The sequence below is a fragment of the Embleya sp. NPDC059237 genome (assembly GCF_042754105.1).
Classification (GTDB): Bacteria; Actinomycetota; Actinomycetes; order Streptomycetales; family Streptomycetaceae; genus Embleya.
The window spans coordinates 15,117-27,829 of sequence record NZ_JBHZAE010000030.1 but is presented as its reverse complement, the minus strand read 5'-3'; the positions used below and the strand labels follow the sequence as shown (position 1 = coordinate 27,829).

Sequence of the window (12,713 nt, the reverse complement as noted above, 5' to 3'; positions counted from 1 at the left end):
TCCGATGCGAAGAGCGCGATCAGGCTGCGGGATAGGCTGCGTCGGTGTCGGTGACGAAGTCGCTGCAGGGGACGATGCCTTCTGCTTCGGAACCCCGAGCGCACACGCGACACGCTGGCTGCGCCGAGGTCGAAGGTCCGCTTTGCTCAAGTACGTGAGTGTCGGTGGGCTTCCGGACACAGTGCCTTCGGCGGGATTTCCCTGCTCCGACAGGGTGGCGACCGACCTTCGGGTCGATCGAGGATCGCAACTTGCGCGGGGGGGGACAGTCGGGATGTCCAGGTGTCCGTGGCGACCGACCTTCGGGTCGGTCGTGGATCGCAACGTCGGCGCTCCAGTCGGGAGACCAGGCTCGCGAGAAGTGGCGGTCAGCTTTCGGGCTGGCTGAGGATCGCAACCGGCGGACGATCACGCTCAGTCCTGACGCCCCCAGAGTGGCGACCGGCCTTCGGGCCGGTCGAGGATCGCAACCGCCTCGGCGACCGCGCGGCGGGCCGCCGCCGCCTCGTGGCGACCGGCCTTCGGGCCGGTCGAGAATCGCAACGCGGTGAAGCTCGGCAGTCGTTCACTCGCCGGACCGTGGCGGTCGACCTTCGGGCCGACCGGGGATCGCAACCGCCAAGCCGCCGCCGACGGGCCAGCCGTGCCTACACGTGGCGACCGACCTTCGGGTCGGTCGGGGATCACAACGTCGCGACGGTGGCGGTCGAGACGGACGGCTCGGTCGTGGCGGTCAGCCTTCGGGCTGGCCGGGGATCGCAACCTGGACCCGTATAGCGGGCTGAACGTCCGGCGGGCGTGGCGGTCGACCTTCGGACCGACCGGGGATCGGAACCGGGCCCGTACGGATACAACGGCGCCGGAACCGAGTGGCGGTCGACCTTCGGGTCGACCGAGGGCGAACCGCAGCACGGCCTCGTAGTTCGCAAGGGAGTGACGACCAGCCTTCGGGCTGGTCGGGGATCGCAACGCCGCGCGGCCCTCCTGCGCGACGACCAGGCGGCGGTGGCGACCAGCCTTCGGGCTGGCCGAGGGTCGCAACAGCATCCGCAGGTCGGTGGCGACCGGCCCTCGGGTCGGTCGGGGATCGCAACGCATGCGTCCAACCGTCCGGATCGGCGCCGGAATGGTGGCGAATGGCCTTCGGGCCGGTCGAGGATCGCAACTAGGCACGGGACGCCGTAGTGGTGGACACTCCCCAGTGACGGTCGGTCCTCGGACCGGCCGGGGATCGCTATGGTCAAACCCGACTTGATCCCGCTCGCGCGAGGCTGACCGAGGTCTGCGATGTCACTGTCGTGGTGCGGAGTTCAACTGCGGATGCACGATGTGTGAAGAGTCGTTCCTGACGCCGCAACGCACACCAGTCTGGAACGACTTCGCGGTATCCGGCTCTGCCTGCGATAGCGTGGCTCGCTGGCAACCACCCGATGTGGAGGGATGAGCCGGAGTGAGCAAGCAAGCGGTTGAGTACGTACGCCGGTTGGGCATCACTGACCACATCACCCTGCGGGTCTTCCTGGTCCTGGCCAAGTACACGAAGACCGCGCACAGCCTGTCCGGGCCCCACGGTCCCGAAATCATGGGCATCGACCTCGCCGAGACCGACCTACCGAGGCTCGCGGCCGAGGCCGGCCTCAACGTAGAGGCGTTCCGTCGGGAACTGCGCGCTCTCGGACGCCGCGTCCCGATGGACGTTCTCGAACATGACGACGGGGTCTGGGAAATCGTCTACGGTCCCTTGTACACCGACCCGCAGCCGCCAACCGGAGGACGGATTGTTGTCACCGATGAGAACGTCGGTGAGCTCCACGCCTTCTCAATGCCCGGCTGGAATCGCTACAGCACCTGGGGATACGACCGGAACCCCGACTGCCTGTACGCCCAGATCATCCACAATGAGGATGATCCACATGGCAGACCCCGAATCTGGATCACCCCGCCCAGGTACCGCCCGAAAACGATCGACGAACTGGCACAGGCGATCACCGAAGCGTTGGTTCCCCATTCGTTGGTACCACCGCCTGCGGAACTGATCAGGGACTGGCTGACGAAGCCGCGGCCCTCCTAGCCAACCAACGCACCCCGCAGAACTCGGCAGCCAGCTCCGGACCGCCCAGGGATCGCAACCCCTCTATATGGGGGGTGCGTGTGACGGCGGACCGGAGTAGCGGTCGACATTCGGGTCGACCGGGGATCGCAACGCCGGCCCCGACGGGAGTCGGTTGCCGCTCGCCGGTGGCGACCGACCTTCGGGCTGCTCGAGGGCCGCAACTCTAGGGTCTCCTCTCACCTGTACGGGTCGGCCACAAGGTGGCGGTTCGCCTTCGGGCTCGCCGAGAGTCGCAACCACGCGCATCAAGCGAAGGTCTCTCGCGCCCGCGGTGGCGGTCAACCTTCGGGCCGGTCGAGGGTCGCAACGGGGTCAAGGGCGGGTCGTCGTTCGGGTTGCGGTGACCACGTCCGATGCATCGCCGACGCTTTCGATGTCGATGATTTCTCGGCAGTGATGGGCGAGAAGCGGGATGATGCTGTACGGAGGTCCCATGGCTAGCGAATATGTGTCATTAGGGGTGGCAGCCGTCGGAATCGTCGGGACGTTGGTGTCACCGATCATTGCGCAACGCCTTTCGCGACAGACACAGGCGGACATCCATCGGCACCAGCAAACCCTCGCCGACGCGGAACGTCGCCACGTGGTGCACCAAACTGCACTGGAAGCCAAGCGGATGTCCTACGTCACGGCCAACGCGGCCGCACGTCAATACCGGATACGGCTACTCAACTATGCGGTGGCCGTTCAACGCGGCCGCGTCCAGGGACCGGGATCGCGACGATGCCGAGACCGTTCGACAGGCATACGTGGCAGAGATCGCCGACATCCAGATGACCGGCTCGCTCGAGGTCCTGGCCGAACTCGAAACCGTTTCCGCGACCTTGTCATCGGCACTGCGCAGAATCAGATATGTGGAGGAGGGTGTTCCGGAACCGAACGACGACATCGACAAGATCCATCGGGACCTGTTGGGGGTCATCAACCAATGGACAATCATGCGAGCCGCCATGCGACGCGACTTAGGCCAGCCGTAGACCATGCGAGCGATCTATTCGGTGACCTGATGCACGTCGGCGACATGGGTTATGCCAGGTGCCGGGCACGGCGTGACGGTCGGCCTTGGGACCAGCTGAGAGTCGCGGGGCGGGTGTCGAGCTGCGTACGTTCACATCGGCGCGCGTGGCGGTCCGTCTTGGGGCTCGTTGGGGTCCGATGCGAAGGGCACAACCGGGCCGCGGGATAGGCTGCGTCGGTGTCGGTGACCAGATCGCGACGGGAGACGGTGTCTTCTGCTTCGGAACGCCGAGCGCACACGCGACACGCCGGCTGCGCCGAAGTCGAAGGTCCGCTTTATCCATGAACGTGAATGCTGGCGGGCTTTCGAACGTGGTGGCCGTGGCGGGATTTCCCTGCTCAGGCAGGGTGTCCACGGTCCGAAGGGTCGTGGCTTTGTCGGCGTCGCGATCGTGGCTCTGGATCACGGATGTGAGCCAGAACCGAAACTCATGAACAGAGCCAGATGTCGCTGGACGAACGCCTCGAAGGCGCTGCCGCGCGGCCGGTCGTGGTACCGGAGACCATCGTCGTGGATCGCGGAGAGGTCTTCCTGTCGAGGGCGTTCACCGCCGCGTGCGAGACGCTCGGGATCGGCGTGCAGCCGGCTCCCCCGTTCGCGCCGACGGCCAAGGGCATCGTCGAGCGCACCTTCGGATCGATCAACTCCCCGTTCTGCCGACACCTTCCCGGGTACACCGGCTCCGACGCCGGGCGACGCGGCAGAGACGCCGAGCGTGAGGCGTGTTTCAGCGTCGCCCGGTTGCAGGACCTGCTCGACGAATGGGTCGTGCACCGGCACCATCGCCCTCACGAGGGGCTGCGGCATCCGGTGCTGCCAAGGGTCGCGCCGGCGCCGAACCGGATGTGGGCCGCGCTGGTCGCGACCTGCGGGTACGTGCCGGTACCGCTGAGCGGCGGCGACTACCTCGAACTGTTGCCCGTGCGGTGGCAGGCCGTCACCGAACGCGGGATCCGCATCGACCACCGCACCTACGACCACGAGGTCCTGGGCCCGCTTCGCGGGCAGCCCTCCGGCATCGCCGCCCGAGGCGGGAAATGGGAGGTCCACCACAACCCCCACGACGGCCGCCAGGTGTGGATCCGCCTGCCCGACGGCGAGTCGACCGAGATCCCGTGGATCCACCGCGAGCACGCCCACCACCCGTTCGACGAACGCACCTGGCAATACGTGCGTGCCACCCTCATCCCCCACACCGACGCCGACATCCACGAAGCGAACCTTGCCGACGCCCTCGACCGGCTCATGCGCCGCGCCCGCACCGGAGGCGCCACCCGCGCCGAACAACGCCTCCTCGCCCGCGGCACGCCCACCCGGATTCCCCCACCGGGACGCCCCGCGCGCGAAGGGCGGGAACAGTACCTCGACGGCACCGTCCCGGGGACGGGCGAGGACGGCCTCGACGAACTCGACGACGGTCCCGACGAGTCACCACCGAGGGGGTGGGACGCCGACGAAACCGACCCCGACTCCCCCGCCCCGCCGTACACGCGGTACGGGCTCTACGACGCCCACGAGGAGGCCATGAAATGGTGACCCCCGGTGCGCAGTCGGGCGACGACAGAGGCAACGCGTGGGTACACACCGATACCGACACCACGGAACAATCCCGGCCGGTCACCAGGGCCGGCAGGACTTCGTGACCGCGCCGGCCCCGACGCCACCCGAGCCCGATGCACCGCCACGCAGTCGGGAGGAACGCCTGGCCCATCACTCCGCGTTCGCGTGCGTCCGCACCCCGACCATCGACACCCTCGCCGCGAACGTGCGCACGCTGATCCTCGGCCGTCACCAACGGACCACCGCACGACCGGCGTTGATCGTCACCGGGCCCGCCGCCGCTGGCAAGACCACCGCGCTGCTCCACGTCGGGCGCGCCTGCCACCTCGCCCACGCCCGCCGTGTCCCGGCGCCGCCGGGGCAGGCCCACCCACGCGTGCCGGTCACGTACGTCCTCGTGCCACCGGCCGCGACCGCCAAGGCCCTCGCCGCCAGCCCCGTACCCGGACCAACCATTCCGGTACAACGGCGAAACCTAACCCCCATACCGCCCCACTACCAGCAACCACTCACAAACGCAGCCCCCCGATCTCCTGCAATAGAATTGCCATATCCCCCGTCGCCTTAATGCAAAAGTCCTGATCGGATCGCTTGATACTCAACAGGAGATCCGCATTCCCATCTCCGACATTTTCGGATTCTCGACTCAATCGCCCGGGAATTAGCAGCCAATTTCTTCCCGAAGTATCCAGTCTCCAATCAACATTCCCGATAAATTCCGCCACAATGCTCAAAATCCTCTGCCGGAGGCATTCCGAAGCATTGACGTAGCGCCATGAAATGAAGGGGAGACGGACGAGGTCATCCACGGGGTCACGGCCGACTGAAATTTGCGCCCATTGGACTGGCCCATGCACATTCAAAGCCGAAAGTACGTCCGTTGAATCGATCATGAATTGAACCCATCAAACCCTGGAGAACCATATCTGAGTCCCGGATTGAGCGCCTTGATCGTCCGCATATAGTCTCCCCATGGGATTGCACTCGAACTGAGCCTCGGATCATACGCGTATCGACCATCAGTATAGACATGATGGTACGTGTACTCTGTAGTGCCACTACGTACAGGCGCAAGCAAAGTATCCTTCACGCCCTTAAAGGAAACTACCCTACCGTTTCCACCTGCAGCCTTGAGCAGCTCTTCTGCAATTTCGGAACAGTCTTTATTGCTACAATCATCAGTCGGCTGCTTTGCCATTTCCCGCATAACAGAGGTACTCGGTGGAAAATCGGGATTCGGAGCGCGGAAGTTGAACTGGCAGATTTCGGAGTTGTGAACCAAAATCGCGCTGTTCGCCGCCAGCACATAGTACGCATGGTCCACATCGACAGTCAGGTCATGCGTGCGTTGTTCGCGGGCGAAAATTCGAATAGCGCCCACGCGAACGTAGGTACCTGCGGAAGTCTGCAACCATTGCCCCGGCTTCAGGTCCCCTGCATCGACCCATTGTTTGGGGTCGGGAGACCAAAAGGGATGGTTCGTGGTGGCGATAATGAAAGCGTCGCCGTTTTCGGTTTTGACTGCTATTTCAGCGAAGTCCTTGTCATCCTCTGTGGTGATGGACGCCAGGACGGTGCGGGGATTGGACTCGCCGGTCTCCGGGTTGGTGGCCAGGACTTTGTCGCCTGGTCGGATGTCCTGGATCGGCTTGGTAGAGCCGTCGGCCATCTGGACTTCGGTATCGGGGACGAAGCTATGGCAGCCCCTGAGGAACTTGTTGACCAGTAGCTGGGTCGCGCCGCCGGTGAGGGCGCCCAGGCCCACGTCGGTGAAGCCGTCGACGAGTTGCTGGAGGATGCTGCGCTTTCCCCCGGGGTCCACTGCCTCGTCGACGGCGCTGTACGTGGCGGCACCGAGGGCTCCGCAAGTCGCGCCGACGGCTACTCCGCCGGTTCCTGCCGTGGCCGCGCCTGCGGCTCCGGCGGCGAAGAAGCAGCCCCCTTCCGCGAGGACCGTCACGAAGGCGGGCGCGACTTTCTTCCACATAGGAATTTCGGGCTTCGGCTTGGGCTTATTGGGCGGTGGGCAGTTGCCGGAGCACTGGAAGCCGTAGCTTGGGGCCTCGTCGTTGCTGGTGATCGTCTCCGTGATGGTGATTTCCGTCGTCACGGGTGGGGGTGCCGACGCGGCGTTGTCGCGTTCGTTGATGATCTTCGGGTAGTTGGGGTTGTCGACGCGGGGGTCGTTGGGGCCGGTGCGCAGGCCTGTGGGGTCGGACAGGGTTGCCGGGTTGTTGTTGCTGTAGGTGTAGCCGTGCATCTGGCCGGCGTCGGTCAGGTCCATGATCGGGTCGACGCTGATGAAGCGGCCGATGGCGGGGTCGTATTCGCGGGCGGCGACATGGGTGAGGCCGGTGGCGTCCATCGGTTTGCCGAGGAAGCCCTTGTCATCGGGCCATTGGCCGCCTGCCTGAGTGGGTTGCGGGCCGCGGGGTTCGCCGAAGGGCTTGGACTGGCGGCGGGTTGCGGTCAGGGTGGTGGCGTCGAGGGTGCCGACCGGGGTGCCGTGGTGGTCGGCCGCCATGTAGGCGAGTCCTCCGTTGCCGCTCCGTACGACGGTGGCGCCGCCCGCTGTCGGGTAGTAGCGGGTGCCGACGACCGGGCCGGATTGGTCGGTGTTGGTGGTGAGTTCGTCGGGGCCGAGGTAGAGGGTGGTTTTGCCGGCCTCGCGGCGGATGATGCGGTTGCCGTCGGCGTCGTGGACGTACTCGCTGGTGCCGGTGGCGGAGGCGACCTTGGTGAGTTTGTCCTCTTCGTTCCAGGTGAGGGTTTGGAGGTTGGCGTCGGCGCCCGGGCGGGTCTTCGTGTTGCCGGACTGGTCGTAGGTCAGGCCCGTGGTGACGGCCTCGCGGGTGCCGGTCTTGACGGTGACCGAGTCCAGGCGGTGGGTGCGGTCGGTGGGCTGGGCGCCGGCGCGGTAGCCGTACTCGGTGGTGACGTTCTTGGTCGGGTCGTCGGTCGCGTCGTGGTCGACGAGTTTGGTGCGGTTGCCGACGGCGTCGTAGGCGAAGGACTGCCAGTACGCGTCCGGGCCGCCGACGGTCGCCGCGCTCGGGGTCTGGGTGGTGCAGCCGCCGATGCCGGGGACGTTGGGGGCGGGGAGGGTGGTGGTGCCGGCCGTGTCGGTCCAGGCTTCCTTCAGACGGCGCTTGGTGTCGTAGGCGAAGCACTGGATGTCGGTGGTGTTGTTGTCGCGTTTGGTGCTGATCGAGGTGACGTCGCCGCTGGGCCTGTAGGTGTAGGCGGTGGCGTCGACGTTCGCGGTGGTTCCGGTCTCCTTGGACCATTCGGTGTTCAGGAGGCGGCCGGTCGCGGGGTCGTAGATGCTGGTGAACGCCGCTTGGAGGGGGGTGTTGCCCAGGGTGGCGCGGATGTTGCGGCCGAAGGCGTCGTAGTCGGCCCGGTTGAGGTAGCCGTTGGCTCCGCCCAGGGAGGTGAGTAGTCCGGCGTTGTTGTACTTGTTGCGGAGGGTTTCGGCGGGAAGGCCGCCGTGTGCCGGGAGCGTGGTGGTGTAGGGCAGGTCCAGGACGGGCTCGTATGTGGTGCTCGTGGTGTAGATCCCGGCGAGTTTGCCTTCCACTGCGGGGATGGTCGTGCGGGTGCCGGCGGGCAGGTATGTGCCGGGTTCGAAGCCGGTGATCTCGGTGGTGTACTTCGCGCCCGACTTGCCGCCGACGTAGCGGGAGGAGCCGTCGGCCCGGCCCTTGGCGTAGCGGTCGTAGGTCCATTCGGCGAGGAGGTTGCCGTCGGCGACGGTGTCCTTGTAGGAGGCGGTCTTTCGGCCGAGGGTGTCGTAGGTGTAGGCGAGCTTTTGGCCTCGGGCGTCGGTGGTGCCGATGACGCGGCCGACGAGGTCGTAGCGGGTGTCGGACGGGCCCTTGTCGGGGTCCTCGACGTGGGTCTTGCGGCCGAGGAAGTCGTAGGTGTACGTCCAGGTGTTGCCGCCCGCGTCGGTGACGGTCTTCAGTTCCTCGCGTGGGGTGTACGTGTAGGTGATCGTCGAGAAGGTTCCTGTGGGGGTTCCGCCGTCGTACTCGCGCAACTCCTTGGGCTTGCCTCGGGCATCGCTGATCGAGAGTGTCGCGGTTCCGCCGGTCGGCGGGGTCACGCGGGTCTCGTCGGCGCCGGCGTACGTGGTGCTGGTGCGCCACTGTTCGATGGCCTTGGAGGAGAAGACCTGGGCGGTGGTGCGGCCCATGCCGTCGTAGACGACGGAGCTCTGGCCGGGGACCTTGTTGTCTTCGCCGACGAACACCGCGGTGTCCGGGCCGGAATCCTGGTTGAAGTAGGGCTGGTTCGTCTTGTACGGGCGGCCGAGGCTGTCGTAGAAGGTGTCGGTGATCACCCGACCGTAGGCGTCGTTGGCGGTTGCGGCCTGGGTCTGGCGTTCCTGGAGGAAGCTGTCGAGGATCTTGTGCGAGACCGAGTAGAACTCGTCGAGCCGCATCGCGCGGGTGGTGACCACCGAGGGTCCGGTCTTGCTGAGCGTGTACTCGTACTGCAGGTTCGCGTCGTCCGCCTTGGTGCGTCCGGGTTTCCAGACGGCGATGAGGCGACCGAGGCTGTCGTGCTCCTGCTCGACGACCAGGCCGTTGGCGTCGACTGCCTTGACGGGGAGATAGCGCGTGCCGGCGTAGGTGGTGGAGGAAGTCCAGCCGGTGGGGCCGGTGACGCCGACCGTGGTGGGTAGGGTGCCTGCGGCGGGGATGTAGGTGGTCGTGGTGACCTTGTTCTCGGCATCGGTGGCCTTGACCACGCGGCCGTAGGCGTCGAACTCCGACTTGGCCGTGGTGACCCAGTTCGGGGTGCCGTCGGCCTTGTAATCGACGACCGCGTCGGTGGAGGTGGCGTCGCCGACCGTGCCGATCTCGCCTTGGGGCTTGTTGTCGTACCGGGTGCGGGCCCAGGCGTAGACGGTGTCCTTGGTGGCGGTGGTGTCGCAGTCGCCGACCAGGGACAGAGTCTCGGTAGGTCTGCCGATGATCCAGGCCGCGGTGTTGTGCGCGTAGATGGTCTTGACGCAGTACTCGGGCAGACCGTCGGCCTTGTCCGAAACGGTCTCCGGGAGGCCGTGTTCGGGTTCGTAGGTGGTGGTCTTGGAGGTTTGGCGCCAGGTGGTGTTGTCGGCGAGGAGACTGCGGGTGCGGGTCTGCTCGGTGGCGGTGCGGCGGGCCGTGAGTGGGGGCAGGCCGCGGGCGCGGGTGTGGGTGGCGGTGACAGGCGAGGAGAACGGGGTGTTCAAGGTGGTGGCGGCGACGGTGCCGCCGTCGCCGGTGAACCTCTGGGATTCGTAGGCAAATCCGGCGTGTTCGTTCGCGTCGACGAGAGGGGTGTCGGTGGAGTCGGTGACGGTGACGGCGCGTTTGGTGCCGTCCTTCTTCACGTCGCCGTCCATGCCGCGCAGGTAGAACGTGGCGGATTGGGTGACGGCGTCGGGGGCCGCGCCGCTGCGGGTGATGACCTGGCCGTAGCCGCGGTACTGGTTCCAGGTGCGGCGGTCCTTGCTCTTGGGCCTGGACGCTTCCTTGTCCTCGGTCAACTCCGCGTCGTCGCGGTGCCAGGCGGCGCCGCCGAGGTATTCGTAGCGGGTGGAGCGGTTGGGGACCGAGGCGGTGATGTCGTGTTCGGTGACGGCGGCGACGGTGTACTTGTGGAACCAGTGCAGGACGGGTTCGCCGCCGTCGGCGTAGTTCCACCACATCGGGTAGCACGCCTTGGTGTTGGCATCCGGAGTGGGCAGGGCGGTGGGGGTGCACTCGGGGTCGTTGTAGGTGACGGTCGTCTGGCCGCCGGTCTCGTTGACGATGCCGGTGAGGCGGCGGCGGTTCATCGGCGGGGCGAGGTCGCCGGCGATGTCGACGCGGTTGTGCTTGAACGTGCCGGCAAAGTCGACCGAGGGGACGTCGATCTTCTTCGTGCCGGCCCAGGCGGTGCGGGTGATCGAGTTCAGCCACAGGGTGGCGGAGGAGCCGTCCTGGGGGTCGGGGTAGTCCTGGTCGAGGGCGAACTCGTCGACGGTCTGGTAGGTCGAGCCGACCAGGGACTGGGTGGTGATCTTCGTCAGGCGCCTGGTGGACCAGAAGGACGGCGAGTAGTTCTCGCACTTGCCGGTGGCCGCGCACAGTTGGTCGACGGGGACGTCCGGCCACTTCGACGCGTTGGCCTTGGTCATCTTGGCCGGGTCGCAGTCGAACCCGTCCTTCTTCAGGCAGCGCTCCGCGGTGTCGAAGAGGACCTGGGCGGTGGGCTGCGTGGTGTCGGTCGTCTTCGAGCCGTAGGTGATCTTGGCGAGGGTACCGCCGCGGGTGTACTCGGTCAGGGTGCCGGAGCCGACGAGGATCGCGCCGCGGGTGTAGCGGTTGGTCTCCGGGTTGTAGGTGTAGGTGACCATGCCGCCGCGCGGGTCGATGACGTAGTCGAGGTTCCAGCGCCACGCCTGCTGGCACCAGGAGGAGTCGAACCCGGCTGCCTTGTAGCAGGGTTCGGCGGGGTCGTTGCCGTAGACGGGGGCGGACCAGGTGGCGTTGGTGGCGGGGCCGGTGGTGGTGCCGGGCTTGTGGCCGACGCCGAAGTAGTACTGGACACCGGCGCCCGTGGTCAGGCGCCAGTGCTCGCCGTCGTTGTCGCCGTTGTCCGCGCCGGTGAGAAGCTCGATCCGGGAGTCGTCGTCGCCCTCCAGACGCCACTTGCTCTTGTCGGTGTCGTCCTGGATCAGCGCGGACGACCTGCCGTTGAGCGAGAGGGTCTGGGTGTTCTGGTTGGACCAACACCTCTCGCCGGAGGTGTCCTTGCCGTCCCTCGCACAGGCCTGGTAGGAGCGCTCCACGAAGCCGGGCGAGTAATCCCAGCCCTCGCCGATCCAGGACGCCTGGTTGTTGGTGGAGGTGGTGCGGCCGTCGACATTGCCGGAGTTGTAGGCCAGGTTGACGGTCGGGGCGGTGCCGCCGATGGAGGACGGGACGGCGATGCCGTAGGACCAGTTCATCGAACCGGCGTTGCCGCCGGCCGACCACTGGCCGGACGGGGACAGGGACGTGGCCTTGTAGTCGCCCGAGGGGCCCGAGGCGTCCGCCGTGGTGGCCAGGATCATCGCGCTGCCGGCGGCCGGTGCGAACGCGGTTCTCGCATCCGGCGCGGCAGCGGGGGCTGCGGCCAGGTCGACGTCGGCGAGGACGCGGTTCTTGGTGCGGTCGTTGCGGGCGCCCATGACGGGGGTTTTGACGCGGCAGGCGGCGATGTCGGGGGTGGTGAGGGCGCATTCGGGCATGGCGACCAGGCGCAGGCGGGTGGACCAGTCGGCGCCGAAGGCGTTGCGGAATCCGGTGTAGTCGATGCCGACGGTCACCCTGCCGGGGGTGGGGGTGGTGTCGGTGCGGCGGACGGTGATCAGGGCGCCGTCGACGCCGGCCTTCTCGGCTGCGGCGTGGTCGGCGACGGTGACCTTCACGCGGGCGGCGGGGGTGTTCGTCGCGGCGGTGGGGGTGGCGGCGAGGCTGCCGGTGCGCAGGGGGCCGGGGGTGGTGTCGGGGGTGGTGATCCAGACCGGGGTGCCGGGGGCGTTGCCGCCGGTGGGGGCGGCGAGCAGGGACGATCCGCCCCGGGCGACGAAGCCGGATGCGGGGGCGGGGGTGGTCTCTGCTTCGGCTGCCTTGGGCCACTCGGGTTTGGCGGGGTTCCAGGTGGGGTGGCCGTCGCCGGTGAGGGGCGTGGCCTTGGGTGTTGTCGCCTTGTGTCCGGGGACGGAGGGGGTTTTGGGCAGGGGGCTGGGGGACCAGGCGTTGGGGTCCGGGGGGTCGGCGAGCCAGTCCAGGGCCTGGGCCGGGGCGACGTTCGCGGTCAGGGCCAGCAGCAGCGTCCCGACGACGAGTATTCGTGCCGAGCCCGCGCCGTGTTCACGACGGGATCGCTTCTTCTTCGTTCCCCACGAGCGGTTACGCATGTCGGACAACCCCCACCAGGCAGGACGGACCCCGCCCCCGAACAGGCGAGAGATCACAGACGGAGCGCACGGTAGGGCGTGGA

4 protein-coding genes and 1 pseudogene are annotated in these 12,713 nt (G+C 67.1%); 4 read left to right on the top strand and 1 reads right to left on the bottom strand.

The window, feature by feature from the left end:
* The first annotated feature begins 1,450 nt into the window (after nt 1-1,450).
* The 4 genes and pseudogenes from ACFXKZ_RS49255 to ACFXKZ_RS49240 form a co-directional block, all read left to right on the top strand.
* A complete protein-coding gene (locus ACFXKZ_RS49255) occupies nt 1,451-2,071 on the top strand; it encodes a hypothetical protein (protein WP_380013952.1) in 621 nt (206 codons plus the stop codon).
* Between the two features lie 791 nt (nt 2,072-2,862).
* Entirely contained in the window at nt 2,863-3,090 is a 228-nt protein-coding gene (locus ACFXKZ_RS49250; RefSeq protein WP_380013949.1) for a hypothetical protein, read from the top strand.
* A 485-nt stretch (nt 3,091-3,575) separates the two neighbouring features.
* A complete protein-coding gene (locus tag ACFXKZ_RS49245) occupies nt 3,576-4,667 on the top strand; it encodes a hypothetical protein (protein WP_380013946.1) in 1,092 nt (363 codons plus the stop codon).
* A 70-nt stretch (nt 4,668-4,737) separates the two neighbouring features.
* Nucleotides 4,738-5,163 (top strand): annotated as a pseudogene (locus ACFXKZ_RS49240) (ATP/GTP-binding protein); the annotation flags it as partial.
* 417 nt (nt 5,164-5,580) lie between these two features.
* On the opposite strand, the gene ACFXKZ_RS49235 reads toward ACFXKZ_RS49240, so the two are convergent.
* Nucleotides 5,581-12,630 (bottom strand): polymorphic toxin-type HINT domain-containing protein, encoded by a 7,050-nt coding sequence (locus ACFXKZ_RS49235; RefSeq protein ID WP_380013943.1) that lies wholly within the window; start codon nt 12,628-12,630, stop codon nt 5,581-5,583.
* Between the last annotated feature and the right edge of the window lie 83 nt (nt 12,631-12,713).